The sequence below is a fragment of the Neptunomonas sp. genome (assembly GCF_016744175.1).
Lineage (GTDB): Bacteria > Pseudomonadota > Gammaproteobacteria > Pseudomonadales > Balneatricaceae > Neptunomonas.
Window position 1 is genome coordinate 17,406 of record NZ_JADGEV010000031.1, and the last position, 18,836, is coordinate 36,241.

Genomic DNA, 18,836 nt, shown 5'->3' on the forward strand with positions numbered 1-18,836 from the left:
TCTTGGCTCCTATTTTTTTACTTACTCACCTTCCGAACTCCAGACCAATCGACCGCTTCGGCTAAGATCATATCCCTGTAAACGATGCGCTAACATAACGCCTTCAGGGCCTTGTAAAAACTCAAATAGTTGTTGCAATAACTTTCTAAAATACACACTTCGAGGCACCACAAGATCAAAACTTTCTTCACACACAGGAATAAATCCTAATCCAAACTCCTTAGCTGCACTCAGTGTGCCCGGCCCTATATCTGCTTCTCCCCGTGCAATCATAGAAACCATCTCACGCTCTGAATATGCAGTATTAGTTACCGCCAACCGATCAAAAGGATACGAATGAGTCATCAACCATTCCTTTAAAAAACGCTGCGAACCTGCGCCTTTTTGTCGTATCGCCCAACGCGTATTATGGTCTAGTGCGGTTGTTGGGTCTTCAAACCGAGATTGATCTTGAGCACGAACAATTAACCCCTGACTACGGCAAAATAAATGCACCAGTATCCAATTCTTAGATGAGTTGTATTGCTGAATTAATGCTGGATGACGCACTTCACTTTCTTCGGCTCGTCCCCAATGAATCACACAGGCATCAGCATGTCCTTGTGCCAACAGCTCAAGCCCCATCGTTGTCCCTGTTACTGTATAGCTAAACAGCGCCTGAGCTCTGAGTTGCTGCGTAAGACGAATTGCCGCAGCCTGCAACAACGGATCATCGCTCCCCCCTAAAATGAGACGATCTGTCATCAAACCTCCATGACAGCTATCCAATAACCAGCGGTCTACCAACACTTTAGGAAATAACCACTTACCTGTTAACTTTGTTGCAGGTATTTTCCCTTCAGCGGCCATTACATAGATTTTTTTCTCATTTAGGTGCAGGTATTCCGTCAACTGACGAACATTTAGAAAGGTGGGGGGTAACTCGCTCACGATACAGCTTCCATTGCTTGAATTTTAGATTCCGGCATCGCATCTAACAACAGTGAATCCTCACCGCTAAATAATAAAAAATGCTTACCCTTAGCACGTGCCAACATGGTAATGCCGAGCTCCTGAGCTAATTCTAATCCCATTTGAGTCACACCTGAGCGCGATAGCAAAACAGGAATACCCATCTGCGCCACTTTTATTACCATCTCAGACGTCAAGCGCCCCGTGGTATAGAAGATTTTATTCTCTTCACTAATCCCATCGAGCCACATTCTTCCTGCTAGCGTATCGACAGCGTTATGACGACCAACATCTTCAACAAAGGCCACCACCTCTTCACCTTCACAGATAGCGCAACCATGCACTGCACCTGCATTTTTATAGGTTTCATTATGACGATTAAGGTTATTAAGGAGTGCGTAAACAGTACTTTGCTTTATGTGAGCCTTAGGGAGTGATACTTCAGCAATTTTCTCCATGAGGCTTCCAAACATAGTCCCCTGCCCACAACCAGTTGTTACGGTACGCTGCTGTAACTTGTCTTCTAGTCCGGGCGGCTCACCACTAGTGACCACAACCGCGGCTTCCACATCCCAATCAACCTGCACAGCCTGGACTTCTTCCAAGGCAAGAATAAACCCCTGATTACGTAAATAGCCTAGCACCAGAGCTTCTGGATCACCGCCTAATGTCATCAGGGTGACAATTTCACGCTTGTTCAGGTAGATAGTTAAAGGACGCTCACACGCTATTTCGACAACACGAAACTGCCCCTTTTCATCCAGCGCCTTAACCGACTCTGTTAAATGAGTTGCTGCCTTACTCAGAACCAGCTTCATGTTTTGACTGCTCATTAGCATCCCCGTTAGTTTTTATCCGTTATGACTAACTTAGCAATATTTGTTCCTGCTAAGGCGATGGCAGCTAACAGTCAAGCATCCTCCCAAAACACCCGTCAATAGAGACAGATTGTTACTTTACTTACTGAATTGTAACTTTCTCTATAGGCCAAAATGTCCCACACACTCACTTAACTGCCCCTTTTTTACCACTCAAGCCCAGACTGAAAACGATTAGATTCCTTATAGACCTTTTTTGTATATAAGCCACTTCGGGCGGGAAGCAATGCTTTAGCAGGCTCCTAACACCGCTATTAGCACTTACTGGCCCATCCCTTGCTAAGGCTTTTAATACACTTACAAAAGGAGCCGGATGATGTCCGCCACCAAAAGTACTGATCGTTGGCCCATGCAAATAGCCCTACAGCATGAAACTGTGCTGACTCGCGGCTGGGAAACCGAACGTTGGAGCATTAAAGAGCTAGTACCAAAATCGGATGAGCAAGAAAGCTACATCAATATAGATTTAGAGCTTCATAAAGATGAGCGAACCGCCTACCGCTTTAATCTAAACTCAACATCACCTCACCTTTTCGTACTCTGTGATGAAGATGAAACAGACGGCGCATTAACCCCCATACATATTACCGCCAGCCAAGATGAAGCCGCATCATTTATGGATGGTGAACATCAAGTATTAGAAACACCCATGCCTGCCGCCGTGCAATGTTGGTTAGACAGCTACCTAGGAATACATGGAGAACTAATAGACGAAGGCAAGAAAAAGAAAAAAAGAGGAAAGGGGCGCAGCAGTGAACGATAAAACTTTTATCTCTCGCTGGTCTCGCCTCAAGTCAGAGCGAGCAGCACAAGCATTAGAAACTAAATCTAACAAGCCTGAAGGCACATTCGTCGCAACACATAACGAGCGACAAGACAGTACTCTTCCAGATACAACCATTGAAACATCATTAATTGAAACCGGTATCGAGCTGCATGAAAGCAACACTTGCGAAGGCAGTCCTGATGAAAAATATTCCGACACAAACCTAGATTTAGCTGAAACGCCACCCCTAACCGATGAGGACATGCCTCCTCTGGAAAGCCTAAATGAAGAATCTAATTTCAATCAATTTTTCTCATCAGGAGTCAGTGACGAATTACGAAATTTAGCACTACGTCGGTTGTTTAACTTACCGCAATTCAATATCCGAGATGGCCTTAATGACTATGACGAAGACTTCAGCAAAATGCCTGCATTGGCACAAGAAGTCGCCGCCAAAATGCGTAGTTGGCTACATGAAAAACAAGATGAACTTACAACAGAGCTCACATCACAGCCTAAGAAAGAACTAACAGAAGAGCTCTCATTAGAAGAAAAAGAAGAAGCGAAAACACCGACACCTAACTCATTGACTAATAAAGATATCGAGTTACTTGCGGATGAAGATGATGACTTGGGCGATGCGGACCTCGAAGGGTAACGCGCCGATTTGACTCACACGCCATAGGACAGGCAGACAATATGTCCCACACTTAAGCAATTCGACACAAGGCGCTCTGATCTACACCCATTTTAAGACGCTTTTTTCAGATTTTTCTGGTTTCGCTTTTGCTTTATTTATATCAGTGATTTCAATCTGTTCGGGTGAGTACAGATTGGCACCCCTAACAACATGAATAATAAACAGCTGTCGATACCAAAGACAGACTGCCCGTAACCGCTAAAGGTTGCACATGTTGTCAGTGGTCAGGTGAGGTATTAAATGACAAACGAGCAACCCCTGAATAGTATGACACAGCTAACTGCACGCCAAACTGCGCAAGCACGTGTCACGCCGCCACACAACTTAGCGCCTGCCACGGTGAGTTTCAGCACCCAAGGGCACCTGCTAATTACTGGCTCCGAAGATATGATCCGTCTTGCAGCTGAACAGCTCCAAGACATGGCCAGCATTACTCTACTGTGTACCCAAGCAATACAGAATACCGACAGTGCGCATGTAGAGCTGGCACTCACTGCAGCGGCAAACTTACCCGCCTATCAAACTAAAATCGAAGCGATCAAAGGATTTTTAGGCCAGTTTCAAGTCATTGTTCAACATGAAGCACAGTCGATTGAACTCGCTAAACTCACTCAAAACCGCGCTACCTTTGATTTAGTCCTTAATCTTGGTAAAGAGTCATTATTTGCTGACGCTGAACTGGCACCTGCAGGATACTTTCATGTGTCACCTAATGCAGATAACTTCAGCGAAGTCATACAGCAACTGCCTAACTACATCGGTGAGTTTGAAAAACCACGATATTTTCAGATTAATAACGACATTTGCGCGCATTCAAATCGTGGGCAAATAGGATGTACTCGCTGCTTAGACGTATGTCCAGCCAATGCCATTAGTTCAATAAAAGACATAATCAATATTGACCCACACATTTGCCACGGTGCAGGCGGGTGTACAACAGCATGCCCAACAGGTGCGATTACCTACACACTCCCACAACCGGCCCGCTTACTGGACTATATTCAAAAACTGTTACTGACTTACCAAGAAGCTGGCGGCACTCAACCTGCCCTATTACTGCATGATCATGAGCAAGGGCAACAAATAGTCTCTGAACTACTACCACAGCTACCTGGCAACCTAATACCGATTGAGCTGGAAGAGATTACCGCCGCAGGCCAAGAAATATGGCTTGCTGCATTAGCCTCAGGTATCAGCCATATATTGCTATTAGATACACCCGCTGTGCCCGAATCCATCCGTTCACTGCTTAAACGTGAAGTCAAACTCACGCAAACCATGCTGGCCGGTTTGGGTTATCAGCCATCTCAAATCCAAGTAATTAATCGTGAACAGCTGGGCACAGGCTTGCCCGAGCAACTGAACAACTTATTTACTCAACAAACAGTGTCAACGGCCATACACACCTCACATGAAAACAAGCGTGACACACTGTTTGCAGCACTGGATCATCTGACTGAACACGCACCCAATACTTTACCCGAACACCTCACCCTGCCGGCGGGTTCTCCTTTTGGTCAAGTCACCATCGACTCTTCAAGCTGCACATTATGCTTGTCCTGTGTTGCGGTCTGCCCGACGCAGGCCCTAACCAGTGGAGGAGAAAAGCCGGCACTTAATTTTACAGAGCAAAATTGTGTTCAGTGCAATCTATGCGAACGTGCCTGTCCCGAAGATGCCATCGCCTTAGAGTCACGCCTGCTGCTATTGGATACACGCAAACAAGCTATAGAGATCCATGTCGATGAAGCCTTTGAGTGCATTGCATGCAGCAAGCCTTTTGCACCAAGACGTACCGTCGAGAAAATGCTCACCAAGCTTAGTGAACACCGTATGTTTCAAGGGGATGCCATTAATAGGTTGAAAATGTGCGAAGACTGCCGAGTTAAAGATATTTATGTCGACCTGACACAGCACCCAGAAAAGCAACTTGAACTGTAAGCACGAGGAGTTAAATACCATGAACATGATTAACGCGACTCCTGCTATGCAGGAAACTGACCAATTAAGAGCTGATATCTACGCCTTACTCGCAACACTATTACGCCAAGCACCTAACGGAAAACTACTTGAGTGGCTTGAAAGCTTAGAGCCTGACCAAGACGAAGACACTCCAATGGCACGTGCTTGGAGCACCTTAGCACTGGCCGCTAAGCACAGCAGATCTCAACAGCTTGATGACGAGTTTCATCATCTTTTCATTGGCGTTGGCCGAGGAGAACTGATGCCCTTTGCTTGCTGGTACTTAACCGGCTCGTTAATGGAGAAACCTCTCGTTTTACTGCGTGAAGACTTAAACCGGCTGGGCTTTGAACGACAACCCAACGTTAAAGAGCCAGAAGATCACATTGCAGCACTGTGCGAAGTAATGAGCCTTCTCATCAGTGATGGCCACGGCTATGCAACCCAACACCAGTTTTGGCAGCAACATTTACAAAGCTGGACAACTACGTTTTTTACAGATTTGCAGAATGCGGATAACGCAGTGTTTTACACCGCTGCCGGCTTGTTAGGCGCCGCTTTTATGCAACAGGAAGATAACTGGTTCCTGCAGTTATCTCCTGCCGCACGTGAGAGCGGACAACAATAAAAACAGGATGCTTAACTACATAAGCGACTTACAGAGCGGAGAAAAATTATGAGCCAGCAAGAAAAGCCTGATACAGGGCGTCGCGGGTTTCTGAAAACAATGGGGCTAGCAGGAACAGCTGTAGGCGCTGTTGCTGTTGCCGGCACCGTCAATGCAGAAGTAGCCACAGAAACAGAAGAAGAAACTAAAAGTTCGGGTTACCAGGAAACTGAGCATGTTCGTAGTTATTACGACACGTTACGTAACTGATACAACGAACAGGTGAGGATCTGAGAACATGAGACTAACAAAAAAATCTGATCAGCCGTCCGCTACTTCCCAGACATCTGGGCTGGGCTTAAGTCGTCGGCGCTTCTTACAAAATTCTGGTATTGCAGCCGGTGGTGTAGCAACAGCAGGCATGATGGCACCCGGCATGATGCAACAAGCACAAGCTGCCACTGCACCCAGAGGTGCACCAACGGAAGTTAAGCGTACAATTTGTACGCATTGTTCGGTTGGTTGCGGTGTGTATGCTGAAGTCCAAAATGGTATTTGGACAGGCCAGGAACCCGCTTTTGACCACCCTTTTAATCTAGGTGCACACTGCGCCAAAGGTGCTGCCGTAAGAGAACATGGCCACGGAGATCGTCGTCTAAAATACCCAATGAAGTTGGTTGATGGCCAGTGGAAAAAACTCTCATGGGAGCAAGCTATCGATGAAGTCGGCGACAAAATGCTACAAGTTCGCCAAGAATCTGGTCCCGATTCTGTTTACTGGTTAGGCTCTGCAAAATTTAGTAATGAACAAGCTTATTTGTTCCGTAAATATGCTGCGTTTTGGGGCACAAATAACGTCGATCACCAAGCACGTATTTGCCACTCAACAACCGTAGCCGGTGTTGCAAACACTTGGGGTTATGGAGCGATGACAAATTCGTTCAATGACATCCATTTTTCTAAATCCATTATTCTTATTGGCTCTAACCCTGCAGAAGCTCACCCCGTAGCAATGCAGCATATTTTACGAGCAAAAGAACGCAACAAAGCACATATTATCTGTGTTGATCCACGCTTCACTCGTACTGCTGCTCATGCCAATGAATATATTCGTATTCGTCCGGGCTCAGATGTTGCCTTTGTATGGGGCCTATTATGGCATATCTTTGAAAACGGCTGGGAAGATGATCAGTTCATCCAACAACGTGTTTATGGCATGGGCGAAGTACGCGAAGAAGTCAGCAAATGGACACCCGATGAAGTTGAAAACGTTACCGGTGTTACAGGCGAGCAAATGCGCCGTGCGGCAAAAGAGCTTGCTGAAAACCGTCCAGGTACAGTTATCTGGTGTATGGGTGGTACCCAGCACACCACAGGTAACAACAACACCCGTGCTTACTGCATCCTGATGCTAGCGCTAGGTAATATGGGTAAATCGGGTGGCGGAACTAATATTTTCCGCGGCCATGACAACGTCCAGGGAGCTACCGATTTAGGCATTCTGTCGCACACATTGCCAGGCTACTATGGTTTATCCGATGGCGCGTGGAAGCACTGGTCTAAAGTTTGGGGAGTGGATCTAGATTGGGTCCAAAACCGATTCGACCAAAAAGTTTATCGCAAACTGAAGCCTATCAATAACAAAGGTATCCCTGTTTCTCGTTGGATAGATGGTGTACTTGAAGATAAAGCGCAGATCGACCAAAAGGATAATCTACGTGTCATGGTATGTTGGGGCCACGCCGTCAACTCTCAAACCCGTGGCGTAGAAATGAAAAAAGCCATTGAGAAGCTTGATACGCTCGTTATTGTTGACCCTTATCCAACACATGCAGCCGTTATGTCCGATCGAAAAAATGGCGTATACCTGCTACCAGCCTGTACTCAGTTTGAAACATATGGTTCGGTTACTGCATCAAACCGATCAATCCAATGGCGAGACAAGGTCATTGACCCTCTGTTTCAATCTAAACCTGATCACGAAATCATGAACCTGTTTGCTAACAAGCTTGGTTTTGGTAAAGAGCTCTTCAAAAATATCGAGATTAAGGACGGCGAGCCGCTCATAGAAGACATTACCCGAGAAATAAACAAAGGTATGTGGACTATCGGTTACACCGGACAAAGTCCAGAGCGTTTGAAGTTGCACCAGAAAAATTGGCACACATTCAACTACGATACGCTAAAAGGTGAAGGCGGCCCTATATCAGGTGAATACTACGGTATGCCGTGGCCATGCTGGGGGACTGCAGAACAAGGACACCCAGGCACACCCATTTTGTACGACACAAGTAAGCCTGTCGCTGAAGGCGGACTGACCTTCCGTGCACGCTTTGGTGTAGAGCGTGAAGGCGAAAACCTACTGGCTGAGAACTCTTTCTCGAAAGACTCAGATATCAGAGATGGCTATCCTGAGTTTAGCGATAAACTGCTGAAAAAACTTGGCTGGTGGGACGATTTAACTGCAGATGAAAAAGCCCAAGCTGAAGGTAAAAACTGGAAAACCGATCTATCAGGTGGTATTCAACGAGTCGCTATCAAACATGGCTGCTCACCTTTCGGTAATGCTAAAGCACGTGCCGTGGTATGGACCTTCCCTGATAAAGTGCCACTTCATCGTGAGCCACTTTATACTCCACGACGTGACTTAGTCAGCAAATACCCAACATGGGACGACGCAGAATCACTGTACCGCCTACCAACGCTGTATAAATCGATTCAGGACAAAGATCTCTCTAAAGAGTATCCCATTATTCTCACATCAGGCCGCTTAGTTGAGTACGAAGGCGGTGGTGAAGAGACCCGCTCTAACCCTTGGTTAGCGGAGCTTCAACAAGAAATGTTTGTCGAGGTGAATCCGGTGGATGCTAACAATATCGGTTTCAGAGATGGTGACGATGTATGGGTTGAAGGTGCGGAAGGCGGCAAAGTTCGCGTTAAAGCACTCGTAACTCGCCGTGTTGATGAAGGTGTGGTGTTTATGCCATTCCACTTCGGTGGCCACTTCCAGGGTAAAGACCTCACTGATAAATACCCTAAAGGTGCAGCTCCTTATGTTACCGGTGAGGCAGCTAACACAGCTACCACATACGGTTACGACCCAGTCACTCAGATGCAGGAATCGAAAGTTACCCTGTGTCGTATCAATAAAGCTACCGCATAAGGGGTAACAGATCATGGCTAAAATGAAATTCCTCTGTGACTCTAAGCGCTGCATCGAGTGCAACGGCTGTGTCACAGCTTGTAAAAATGAGAACAACGTTGAATGGGGTATCCAGCGTCGCCGCGTAGTCACTATTAATGACGGCGAACCCGGCGAAACCTCCATTTCGGTTGCGTGCATGCATTGCACGGACGCACCTTGTATGGCGGTCTGCCCTACTGACGTGTTCTATCAAACTGAAGACGGGATAGTGCTACACAATAAAGATGGCTGTATCGGCTGTGGTTATTGCTTATTTGCCTGCCCATTTGGTGCACCACAATTTCCAAGCGATGCTGCTTTTGGTGAGCGTGGAAAAATGGACAAGTGTACTTTCTGTGCAGGTGGGCCTGAAGAGGACAACAGTCCAGAAGAGAAAGCAAAATACGGCTCCAACCGTATCGCTGAAGGTAAGCTGCCCATGTGTGCTGAAATGTGCTCTACCAAAGCACTGCTGGCAGGTGATGCCGCTGAAGTGTCTGATATCTTCCGCGAGCGTGTGGTCTACCGAGGCCACAATGATGGCGCTTGGGCACAAGCAACACCTCAGAACGAAACAGACCTAGCTTATGATGCAACACAACCTAAAGCCTAAGTCTTAGCTCTTAACCCTTAACGCGCCGGAAAAGTCCGGCGCCTTATTTTTAGGGGGATCTATGATTCCACATAAATGGCCCCGTTTCACACTGCCATTTCATACCTTACTGCTGCCCTTGCTCGCACTGACGTTGGCATTCACGCTGTTATTCTCTGGAATAACACAAGCGTCTAACTCTTCTGAAGCCAGACCTGCTGAAAGAAAAGTAGCTAGCTTTGCTGGCCCTGAGTACTGGAGAGCCATACAACAAGGCGATTCCGGGCGCACACAATCACAAGCCACAGAAGCCAACCAACTCATCAATGTGCAAGGTGAAGAGTGGCGTCTATGGCGCAACCAATGGGTAACGCCAGCAGGTGCCTATGCCATGGGCGGAACACTTGCCGTGCTGCTTTTGTTTTACATATTGGTTGGCCAAAACAAGCTCGACTCCCCTCGTACGGGTAGCACAGTTGAGCGCTGGAAGCGCTTTGATCGCGCTTTGCACTGGACAGTTGCCACGCTGTTTATCATCTTGGCAATTTCAGGCTTAACATTATTGTATGGAAAATTTTTCCTACGAGCGGCATTAGGTGATTCACTCTGGGGTAACTACGCTATAGCCTGCAAGTTAGCTCACAACTACTTAGGGCCACTGTTTGTACTGGCATTGTTAGTTATGATCATCAAATGGATGAAACATAACTTCTTTAACAGCACAGATATCAAATGGTTTATGCAAGGCGGCGGTATGGTTGGCAAAGCCCACCCTAGCGCGGGCTACATGAACGGTGGTGAAAAAGCATGGTTTTGGGTGCTAACAATAGCCGGTCTTGTTGTTTGTATTAGCGGCTTAGTGATGGATTTCCCAAACTTTGGCCAATACCGTGAAACAATGCAACTTGCGAACCTGATTCATGGTTCAGTATCCCTATTACTGATAGCCGCTTCGTTCGGGCATATTTATATCGGTACTGCAGGTACAGAAGGCGCGCTAGAAGGCATGAAAAGTGGCCATGTTGATGAAGCTTGGGCTAAGCAGCATCATGACCTTTGGTATAACGAAGTGAAAAACGGTGAAAGCGATAAGTAGTAACGCCTAGCTCTTCGCTCACCCTGTAACAGCTATTGTAAGAATCGGACCTGTATAGACTTATAAGAAGCATATGCAGGTCTGGTTTAATACAAATAGACAATAGCCCGCAAGCATATACCTTCGACATTAACACTTGACGTAATCACTAATCCCTCCCATTCATTATGTGTCAGTATTTTTTACAAATAAAACAAATGTATGAATAATTAACATTCCCGAATTCATACCTATCTGTTTTTAGAAAGGTTTATAAATCCCCGGCATAAAAAGTGCACTTCTACATTTTGGTATTGGAAGAAGACTGCAGGGATTTGGTCATCAGTATATATCTAAGTCTCTGTCCTGAAATAATCTACTCATATATGAGATGGAGAAAATCATGACGTGGAGCAATAAAAGCCAATTAGCAATGTTATTAGGTTTCACCCTAATAACGAGTTTACCTGTATCAGCTGCTATCATCGAGACTGGTGATATTATTCCTGACGGAGATGTTCAACTCGAGTCTGATATAAATTATTATGTTGGTAGGACTGGAGTCGGAGAGCTGGTCGTAGAAAATGGTGGACAACTCATAATTCAAACCATCCCCCCACGAGACCCTATCACCAATGAAATTATCAGAGACAGCGCCGGAGACCCAATCCATAGCGACCCCTTTCTTGTTGCCGGAAGGCGGCTCGGCAGTCAAGGTACGATCACTGTTGATGGCGCAGGTAGCCGTATAAGTGCAATAAGTAATGCCGGAACGGGTGGGTCCATTCAAGTAGGCAGAAACGGTTTAGGCACCATGACAGTATCCAACGACGCTCAGGTTTCATTAACCGATCAAGCACTAATCGATGGCGTCCCTGAGCTAGTAACATCCTCAAATACCATAATGGTTGGTCGCGATAAATTCGGGCAAGGTCAACTTAATGTCGATAATGGTAATGTCTCAGTAGAGGGTACTGGAGCTTCCATTCACATAGGTAGACATGGAGGCAACGGTAGTGCACTCATCTCTAATCAAGGAAGCGTAAGCATTCTTGATAAAGCGCCTCTAGGGCATAATGATGGTGCTAGCTTAAATCTAGGCCTAATAAGAGATGAATCAAACCGAGCATCCCTCGATTATAATTCAGATCCAAACTTAACCTCGACAGGTTCATTACGAATCACCTCAGGCTCTTTAAACATTGACTCCCTAAATAGTTTTTCTACTCTTCGTGTAGGCCGAGTGCAACCTGACAAGCTTAACGGAACCGGCACCATCAATGGTCAAGCTACAGGCGTTTTAGATATTTCAGGGAATGATGCTGTAGTTAATATTCAATCAGGTTACCAAGCTAAGTTAATTGTTACTGACGGCCCAAATGTCGATGGTAGAGCCACTCTTTCTGATGAAGCAACCATCAACATTACAGCCACCACTGACTCAGCTAGAACTGATTCTGGACGTGCTGATTTAGAAATAGGACGATCGATGGAAGCAGGCGCTGTAAACAATAGTACCGCTAGCATGACGATATCAAGCGGTAGCAAGGTAAATGTTCACGGTGAAACACGAGGTAGAGCATTTGTTGGGATTGCCTTTCCCAGCAAACCTGAAGGCGCCACGTCCGTATTAACGATTGATGGAGTAGGCTCTTCTCTCAAGGTCAGTAGCGATACATTCGTTGCTAGCGAAAACCCTGCCGCATCAAAAGCTGGCAACCTCGTTTCTGATGCAAAGGTTTTTATCGGATCTCCAACAACTTTTGGTGGAGGAAATGCTAACGCAACAGTTAATATCCAAAATGGAGGCATGCTTACAGCTGCTGAGGTATGGGTAGGAAACGGAGGAGAGATTAAGGGAAGTGGTGGTAAGATCACTGCCGATTTAATTAATGATGGTGGCATCATCGGTCCTGGTTTTTCTCCCGGTATTTTATCTATTGACGGTGATTACACCCAAACAGCATCTGGCCGTTTAGTGATGGAGGTCTTCGGTGCTTCTGCTGGGAGTTATGACATCCTAAATGTTTCTGGCGATATGCACTTTATAGATGCCATCGTAGAAATAGTTTTCACTGATGCCTTTCTTGCTGACATATTACTAGATTTCTCGGTAATGCCTGTTTTTGAAGATATGTTTGTGGCAGGTGGAGATATATTTGGACTGGATTCAGATAGCTTTATCGCCCACTCGACTAGCGGAAGAATGCTCAATGTTGACTTTGCAAATAGTCAATGGATTGACATAACAGCATCCTCAGTTCCAGAACCTAGCACCTTTTTACTACTGCTTGCTGGAATAATAACACTGCTATATCGACGCAAACAGTTATCACTTTAGATATATTCTTTTGGACTCAGTTTCAAAACTAAGCAACTAACAAGATCAAACCTAAACATATAATGCCTTTACTATATACAATAAAGGCATTCTTTTTTCTAAAGCAGCATCATGACCTTTGGTATAACGAAGTGAAAAACGGTGAAAGCGATAAGTAGTAACGCCTAGCTCTTCGCTCACCCTGTAACAGCTATTGTAAGAATCGGACTTGCATAGACTTTCAATAAGTTTATGCAAGTCTGAATCGATCATATATCAAATACATCTATACGCTGCTTGCTCCATACACCAAGAGGCTAAACGCAGAACTGCACACATAAATAAACGTTTTATCTTGTGACCTTTTTTCTATTGAAAATTCACATAAAACGTAGACAGACCAGTACCAACACCGCCAAGAATGCCGTCTCAGCCAACATCAACACAATCGGTTTCCAGCCCATTGCAGCCAACTCTTTAAAGGAAGACTTCATCCCCAACCCTACCATTGCCACCACCAAACACCAGCGCGACAGCTCAACCATAGTGGTCGCTACTTCAGGAACCAAAAAGCCGCCACTGTTAATTGATACGATAATAATAAACGCAACCAAAAAGCCTGGAAGTGGAAAGCCCGTTGGGGTGTTACCTGTATCGGTAACACCCCAACGGGATGCAACCAAAGAGATAATTAATACAACGGGCACCAGCATCGATACTCGCAACAGCTTGGTAAACGTAGCCACATCACCAATCTCATCCGACATCATATAACCCGCACCAACCACCTGTGCTACATCATGTATGGTCGCACCAAGGAACACGCCACTAGCAGCCGTATCAAGGTCAAACTCGGTAACGATAAGCGGATAGGCAATCATCGCAACAGTACTAAGCGCTGTGACACAGATAACCGTAAAAATCAGGTTCTTTTCTGAGTCTTTGTCCTGTGGCAACACCGCCGCTACCGCTAATGCTGCCGAAGCACCACAGATACCCACAGATGAACCGGTTAAGATACTTTGTGAGCGCCCGAGTTTTAACCAGCTGCCAAGGAGAACCCCAAAAAAAATGGTCGCAGGAACAACAAGCAATACGATTACAATCGGTGTAACACCTAAACTCATAAGCTGTTCAACCGTAATTCTGGCTCCCAACAGCGCTATACCAACACGCAAAACTGTTTTGGCTGAGAACTTAATACCGATAGCACACTGCCCCTCGGTAGACAGATAGTTAAGCGCCATCCCCATGAGCAACGAGTACAAAATTACCGGACCACCGTAATGTTCTGATACAAAACTTGCGGCCATAGCAACAACAACACAAAGCGCAAAGCCCGGTATCAGTTGTTGAAATTTATCACGCCACTGCATAACAAGGCTTTGCTGTTGGTTTATCGAGTTAAACATGAAATTTTGTTCCAAACTGTGTGGCCATCCGTTTAACCAGTGCGCCTACTGTTATTTAAATGCTTTAATATCAACAACATTAAACAGCGGCTCTGGTAATGCAAAGGACCAACTAACCCAGATTGATACAACCAACTCAATAATAATTGGCATGAGTCAGGCAAAACCAATTCCCAATTAAGAACCATTCATTGAAGGATTATCATATCAGCACCTGAAGAGATCATTTTCGATTCACATCTGGGTTTTTCTAACCTATACCCCTGAGAAAAACATCAATACACTTTCTACAATAATAAAAAACACTATGTCATCATTGACGACATACCTGACAACACATGAAAATGTAATGGAAAAACTCAAGCAATATCACGTCCTTAGAAAACATAGACATCCACAATAACTGCATTATCAGACAGTCATAATCCACATAAAAAAAACCTATCTTACTTAACCTAAAGTTGTCTAAATCCGCTCAAAAAATCGTTTGTCGCCTTCCCTATTATTACGGCACCATCAGTCATATAGACACTGAGAAATTTTGTAGAATAAGGATAAAAAATAATGCGATTCGAAAATAAAATTGCCGTTATTACCGGTGGTGCAGGTGGTGTTGGCCGTACGTTAGTGAGGCTTTTTGCTAGCGAAGGTGCACGCATCATGATTGCTGATATGAATGAAACGGGCTGTCGGGACGTCGCTGAAGAGGCTCGTGCAATAGGAGCCGACATCGCCTTTTTTGCTGGCAACCTACGTGAAAAGGATTATTGCGAGCAGCTGATCGAGGCTACCATCGAGACCTTTGGTGGAATCGACATTTTACTTAACAATGCTGGCGTCATTCCAAGGGGCACTATTGAAGAAACCACTGATGACATGTGGTCTCTGGCGATGGACGTTAACCTTAATGCCGTCTTTTTCCTGTGCCGTGCAGCCATCCCACATATGGAAAAACGCGGTGGTGGAGCAATCGTTAATACCTCATCTGTCTGGGGCACTCACCCAGGGCCTGCGCACGTTGCTTATTGCACAAGTAAGGGCGCCGTTGCAGCACTGACTAAAAATTTGGGACGTGACTGTGCGCCTATGAAAATACGCGTTAATGCGGTCTGCCCGCATGAGATCAATACACCGATGATTAGAAGTGGATTTGAGCGTCGCGGTCTTGATCCAGATAAGGCCGTGGAAGAACTTAACAAAACAGTACCGCTTGGGCGTATTGCAGAGCCTGAAGATATCGCTGATGTAATCGCTTTTCTCGCTTCAGATCAGTCGCGTTATATCGCTGGTGAAACCATAGAAGTCACCGGTGCAAAACCGGTATCAGGGTGAGGATTGATAATGAATCTACAAGATAAGCTAGCCATTGTCACAGGCGGAGGCCGTGGTATCGGCCGTGGTATAACCGAAAGACTGCTGGCCGCAGGAGCACGGGTATTAATAGCCCAGCGCCAACCTCTTGATAAAGTTCTACAAAGTCACGCCAAGGTTTTTTATATTCAATCAGACCTGAGCGAGATCGAAGCGCCCTATCAGATCGCATCAGTTGCTGCAAAGCTTGGGGGCACCGACATTCTTGTTAACAATGCCGGTTTTATGTTCGAGCAACATATAGAGGATATGGACGAAGAAAATTGGGATCGTATGATGATCGTCAATATGCGGGCACCGGTGTTTCTTGCTAAAGCGGTGCTGAGTCAGATGCGCGCCAAAGGTAATGCTAGCATCATCAATATTGGCTCTATCGAAGGCATCGGTGCTAACCCTTATCATGTTGCTTATTGTGGTTCAAAAGCTGGCGTTCACGGTTTCACTCGCGCCTTGGCCATTGATCTGGGTAAAGATGGCATCCGCTGTAACTCCATTGCCCCTGGCTGGATTAACTCAGACCTGAGTAATGATTACATTAATGCCCAAGATGATCCGCAGCAAGCCAAGCAAGACCTACGCGCGATGCACCCTGTCGGTCGAACCGGTGAGCCTTCTGATATCGGCAGCATGGTCGCTTTTTTAGTGTCTGAGGAAGCAGGATTTATCACCGGCCAAAATTTTGTTATCGATGGCGGCAGAACAGCCAAATTACCTCTACCTTTTTGACCTGTACAGACAACAAACCGGTAATGAGCATTACCGGTTTTTCTAACGAACGAGCCATATATATTATTAAAATGAGCTATCACACTCTAAAAATAGCCGTTTGCTCCAGCAGCCAAGCGCGTAATAACTTCATCTCAGGCTTTTGTGCTAGATCTTTACGACAGACAAAATAATGTTTTCGTCCCGGTGCTGAATAACGTTCTGTTACCGGCTGAATAAGCCGCCCATCATCCAACATATCCTGTACCAGATGCTGCCAACCAAGGCCAACCCCTACATCCTGCAATACCGCATCCAATAGCATCGGAAAATGGCTAAAAGAGACCTCAGCGCTCACATCAGCACAGTCCAAGCCTTGCTGATCTAACCAAAATGACCAATCCACTGCAGACCACCATTTCGCATTCCAAAACTTAGCATCCAGCTCAAGTAACGGTAGTTGCATCAACCCTTCTATAGAGTTGGCTGTTGGGTTAGCCTCAAGAAATGCCGGCGTACAGACAGGAAATACATCCTCCGAAAACAGAAAATCAGACTGGTAAGCGCTGTTATCCTCCAATCCAAGCGTAATACCCGCATCAAACTTGTCTGCCATCGCTGGGTTTTCTTCCACGCTGATCAGATGTAGATGGATCTGTGAGTGCACCCTACGTAACTGATTAAGACGTGGCACCAGCCACAGCCGTGAAAATGAACTGGTGGCATACAAGTTAATATTGCTTAGGCGAGGGCCTGATTGTATTTCGCAACTTATAGCCGCTATATCTGCTAGCGAGCGATGCACTGTCTGAAACAGCTTATTACCCTGCTCTGTTAGATCGACTCTTCGATGACTACGCACAAACAGCTCAACATCTAATTGCGTTTCCAACTGCTTAACTTGTCGGCTTACCGCAGCCTGACTAACACACAACTCATCTGCTGCTTGTTTAAAACTGCAATACCGTGCCGCCACTTCAAAAGTGCGCAGCGCAGTCAATGACGGTAGGCCTCTTAACTTCTGTTGCATGAGCTTCTGTTGCATAAGTTACTCGAAAAACAGCGCACTTCATTAATAAAAAAACAGGGCCGCAGCCCTGTATAAAGTAGTCGTTAATCCTTCTAGCCAAAACTAAACAAACTAGTAATCTATCTCTATATCGCCAGTCACATTCGTACAGCAAGATAAGACATACCCTTGCTCGATCTCTTCCTCGCTAATGCCGCCATTTTGAGCCATTTCAAAATCACCGGAAATGACTTTTACTCGACAGGCTCCACAGATACCTACACCACATGCCTTAGCGATATTTACCCCAGCCTCATTGGCCGCCTCATTTAGATTAGTACCCAGCGCTACCGCAACCGACTGGCCCGCTTCGGTAAAGCTAACGTGTACCATCTCTTTAGGCTGTAAGTTTTCAACCTCAGCTGCATCAGCATGCTTTTCTGCCAAAGCAACATCTGCAACGGGAGTCTCGCCAAAAGATTCTTCATGGTAGCGATCCATATCAAACCCGACACCCTGCAGCATCAACTTAACCGCTTTCATATAGGGAGCTGGACCGCAACAAAACACTTCACGCGTCATAAAGTCAGGGGCGATCAAACTCAGCATGTGGTAGTTAAGATAACCACGATAACCATTCCATGCTTGCCCAATCCCTGTCGATTCACAAATCAGATGCATCTGGAAATTGTCGACTCGGCTCGACATATATTCCAGCTCACGTGAATAAATTATATCCCTAGGACTGCGGGCACTATGGGCAAAAACAATGTCTACTTCAGAGTCGGTATCAAACCACCAACGTGCCATTGACATCACGGGAGTAATTCCTACACCACCGGACAATAAGAGTATTTTCTCTGAGGGGAAATCCATACAGTTAAACTGCCCTACTGGGCCATGAACCGCGATCTGATCACCCGATTTAAGGTTATCATGCAGCCAGTTGGATACCTTGCCGCCAGACACTCGCTTTACGGTAATTGAAAAGCTATATGGGATCGAAGGCGAGCTAGCAATAGTGTATGAGCGCATCACTCGCTCACCATCAATTTCTAGTTCTAATGTAACAAACTGCCCCGGTTTGAAGAAAAACAATACCGGCTGATTCATGCCAAAGGTAAAAGTAGTTACATCATGCGTTTCTGCAATGACTTTGACACAACGCACCTCATGACGACCGTTTGACCATGTTTGTGTCATCATTGGGTTCATGAAATCGGAGGTATTAAATTCGCTCATTGGCCTCTCCTGGCAGCCTTAACAATCTGCCTAATTTATTTTTAATCGCTGTTTTTATAAAA

The 18,836-nt window shown here is 45.7% G+C and carries 16 protein-coding genes; 11 read left to right on the top strand and 5 right to left on the bottom strand.

The annotated features are described in order from the left end of the window. Nucleotides 1–21 precede the first annotated feature (21 nt). Both QZZ55_RS13860 and fdhD read right to left on the bottom strand, forming a co-directional pair. Nucleotides 22–930, bottom strand: coding sequence for a helix-turn-helix transcriptional regulator (locus QZZ55_RS13860; RefSeq protein WP_293267930.1), 909 nt, complete (start codon nucleotides 928–930; stop codon nucleotides 22–24). Further along, complete coding sequence (gene fdhD, locus QZZ55_RS13865) at nucleotides 927–1,784, bottom strand: formate dehydrogenase accessory sulfurtransferase FdhD (protein WP_293267931.1); 858 nt, start codon at nucleotides 1,782–1,784, stop codon at nucleotides 927–929. Before fdhD ends, QZZ55_RS13860 begins: the two co-directional genes overlap by 4 nt. Before the next feature lie 358 nt (nucleotides 1,785–2,142). On the opposite strand from fdhD, the gene QZZ55_RS13870 reads away from it, so the two are divergent. From QZZ55_RS13870 to QZZ55_RS13910, 9 genes are all read left to right on the top strand, one after another. Further along, complete coding sequence (locus tag QZZ55_RS13870; RefSeq protein WP_293267932.1) at nucleotides 2,143–2,592, top strand: DUF3305 domain-containing protein; 450 nt, start codon at nucleotides 2,143–2,145, stop codon at nucleotides 2,590–2,592. Further along, nucleotides 2,582–3,253 (top strand): DUF3306 domain-containing protein, encoded by a 672-nt coding sequence (locus QZZ55_RS13875; protein ID WP_293267933.1) that lies wholly within the window; start codon nucleotides 2,582–2,584, stop codon nucleotides 3,251–3,253. The genes QZZ55_RS13870 and QZZ55_RS13875 overlap by 11 nt, the downstream gene beginning before the upstream one ends. Nucleotides 3,254–3,535: 282 nt before the next feature. After that, nucleotides 3,536–5,236: a 4Fe-4S binding protein gene (locus tag QZZ55_RS13880; protein ID WP_293267934.1), complete on the top strand. Its 1,701-nt coding sequence runs from the start codon at nucleotides 3,536–3,538 to the stop codon at nucleotides 5,234–5,236. Between the two features lie 19 nt (nucleotides 5,237–5,255). After that, nucleotides 5,256–5,885, top strand: a complete 630-nt coding sequence (locus QZZ55_RS13885; protein WP_293267935.1) for a molecular chaperone TorD family protein — start codon at nucleotides 5,256–5,258, stop codon at nucleotides 5,883–5,885. Nucleotides 5,886–5,933: 48 nt separating this feature from the next. Continuing rightward, nucleotides 5,934–6,134 carry a twin-arginine translocation pathway signal gene (locus QZZ55_RS13890; protein ID WP_293267936.1) on the top strand — a complete coding sequence of 67 codons (201 nt, stop codon included), beginning with the start codon at nucleotides 5,934–5,936 and terminating at the stop codon, nucleotides 6,132–6,134. 28 nt (nucleotides 6,135–6,162) lie between these two features. Continuing rightward, a complete protein-coding gene (locus QZZ55_RS13895) occupies nucleotides 6,163–9,027 on the top strand; it encodes a formate dehydrogenase subunit alpha (protein WP_293267937.1) in 2,865 nt (954 codons plus the stop codon). Between the two features lie 13 nt (nucleotides 9,028–9,040). Next, a complete protein-coding gene (fdh3B, locus tag QZZ55_RS13900) occupies nucleotides 9,041–9,661 on the top strand; it encodes a formate dehydrogenase FDH3 subunit beta (protein ID WP_293267938.1) in 621 nt (206 codons plus the stop codon). A 61-nt stretch (nucleotides 9,662–9,722) separates the two neighbouring features. Next, entirely contained in the window at nucleotides 9,723–10,736 is a 1,014-nt protein-coding gene (locus QZZ55_RS13905; protein ID WP_293267939.1) for a formate dehydrogenase subunit gamma, read from the top strand. 382 nt (nucleotides 10,737–11,118) lie between these two features. Next, nucleotides 11,119–13,056 (top strand): PEP-CTERM sorting domain-containing protein, encoded by a 1,938-nt coding sequence (locus QZZ55_RS13910; protein ID WP_293267940.1) that lies wholly within the window; start codon nucleotides 11,119–11,121, stop codon nucleotides 13,054–13,056. A 359-nt stretch (nucleotides 13,057–13,415) separates the two neighbouring features. On the opposite strand, the gene QZZ55_RS13915 is transcribed toward QZZ55_RS13910, so the two are convergent. Next, nucleotides 13,416–14,447 carry a putative sulfate exporter family transporter gene (locus QZZ55_RS13915; RefSeq protein WP_293267941.1) on the bottom strand — a complete coding sequence of 344 codons (1,032 nt, stop codon included), beginning with the start codon at nucleotides 14,445–14,447 and terminating at the stop codon, nucleotides 13,416–13,418. 564 nt (nucleotides 14,448–15,011) lie between these two features. Between QZZ55_RS13915 and QZZ55_RS13920 the strand changes: the two genes are divergently transcribed. Then, nucleotides 15,012–15,779, top strand: coding sequence for an SDR family NAD(P)-dependent oxidoreductase (locus QZZ55_RS13920; protein WP_293267942.1), 768 nt, complete (start codon nucleotides 15,012–15,014; stop codon nucleotides 15,777–15,779). Nucleotides 15,780–15,788: 9 nt separating this feature from the next. Beyond that, nucleotides 15,789–16,544: an SDR family oxidoreductase gene (locus QZZ55_RS13925; RefSeq protein ID WP_293267943.1), complete on the top strand. Its 756-nt coding sequence runs from the start codon at nucleotides 15,789–15,791 to the stop codon at nucleotides 16,542–16,544. Between the two features lie 79 nt (nucleotides 16,545–16,623). Here the strand turns inward: QZZ55_RS13925 and QZZ55_RS13930 are convergent, their stop codons facing one another. Together QZZ55_RS13930 and QZZ55_RS13935 are read right to left on the bottom strand one after the other, a co-directional pair. Continuing rightward, nucleotides 16,624–17,568: a LysR substrate-binding domain-containing protein gene (locus QZZ55_RS13930; RefSeq protein ID WP_293267944.1), complete on the bottom strand. Its 945-nt coding sequence runs from the start codon at nucleotides 17,566–17,568 to the stop codon at nucleotides 16,624–16,626. A 96-nt stretch (nucleotides 17,569–17,664) separates the two neighbouring features. Further along, nucleotides 17,665–18,774 (bottom strand): hybrid-cluster NAD(P)-dependent oxidoreductase, encoded by a 1,110-nt coding sequence (locus tag QZZ55_RS13935; protein ID WP_293267945.1) that lies wholly within the window; start codon nucleotides 18,772–18,774, stop codon nucleotides 17,665–17,667. Nucleotides 18,775–18,836: the final 62 nt, after the last annotated feature.

Excerpts from the sequence above, each read along its gene's own strand:
- fdhD (WP_293267931.1), bottom strand. The coding sequence starts at position 1,784 with ATGAGCAGTCAAAACATGAAGCTGGTTCTGAGTAAGGCAGCAACTCAT.
- QZZ55_RS13870 (WP_293267932.1), top strand. The coding sequence starts at position 2,143 with ATGATGTCCGCCACCAAAAGTACTGATCGTTGGCCCATGCAAATAGCC.
- QZZ55_RS13880 (WP_293267934.1), top strand. The coding sequence starts at position 3,536 with ATGACAAACGAGCAACCCCTGAATAGTATGACACAGCTAACTGCACGC.
- QZZ55_RS13885 (WP_293267935.1), top strand. The coding sequence starts at position 5,256 with ATGAACATGATTAACGCGACTCCTGCTATGCAGGAAACTGACCAATTA.
- QZZ55_RS13890 (WP_293267936.1), top strand. The coding sequence starts at position 5,934 with ATGAGCCAGCAAGAAAAGCCTGATACAGGGCGTCGCGGGTTTCTGAAA.
- QZZ55_RS13895 (WP_293267937.1), top strand. The coding sequence starts at position 6,163 with ATGAGACTAACAAAAAAATCTGATCAGCCGTCCGCTACTTCCCAGACA.
- fdh3B (WP_293267938.1), top strand. The coding sequence starts at position 9,041 with ATGGCTAAAATGAAATTCCTCTGTGACTCTAAGCGCTGCATCGAGTGC.
- QZZ55_RS13905 (WP_293267939.1), top strand. The coding sequence starts at position 9,723 with ATGATTCCACATAAATGGCCCCGTTTCACACTGCCATTTCATACCTTA.
- QZZ55_RS13910 (WP_293267940.1), top strand. The coding sequence starts at position 11,119 with ATGACGTGGAGCAATAAAAGCCAATTAGCAATGTTATTAGGTTTCACC.
- QZZ55_RS13915 (WP_293267941.1), bottom strand. The coding sequence starts at position 14,447 with ATGTTTAACTCGATAAACCAACAGCAAAGCCTTGTTATGCAGTGGCGT.
- QZZ55_RS13920 (WP_293267942.1), top strand. The coding sequence starts at position 15,012 with ATGCGATTCGAAAATAAAATTGCCGTTATTACCGGTGGTGCAGGTGGT.
- QZZ55_RS13925 (WP_293267943.1), top strand. The coding sequence starts at position 15,789 with ATGAATCTACAAGATAAGCTAGCCATTGTCACAGGCGGAGGCCGTGGT.
- QZZ55_RS13930 (WP_293267944.1), bottom strand. The coding sequence starts at position 17,568 with ATGCAACAGAAGCTCATGCAACAGAAGTTAAGAGGCCTACCGTCATTG.
- QZZ55_RS13935 (WP_293267945.1), bottom strand. The coding sequence starts at position 18,774 with ATGAGCGAATTTAATACCTCCGATTTCATGAACCCAATGATGACACAA.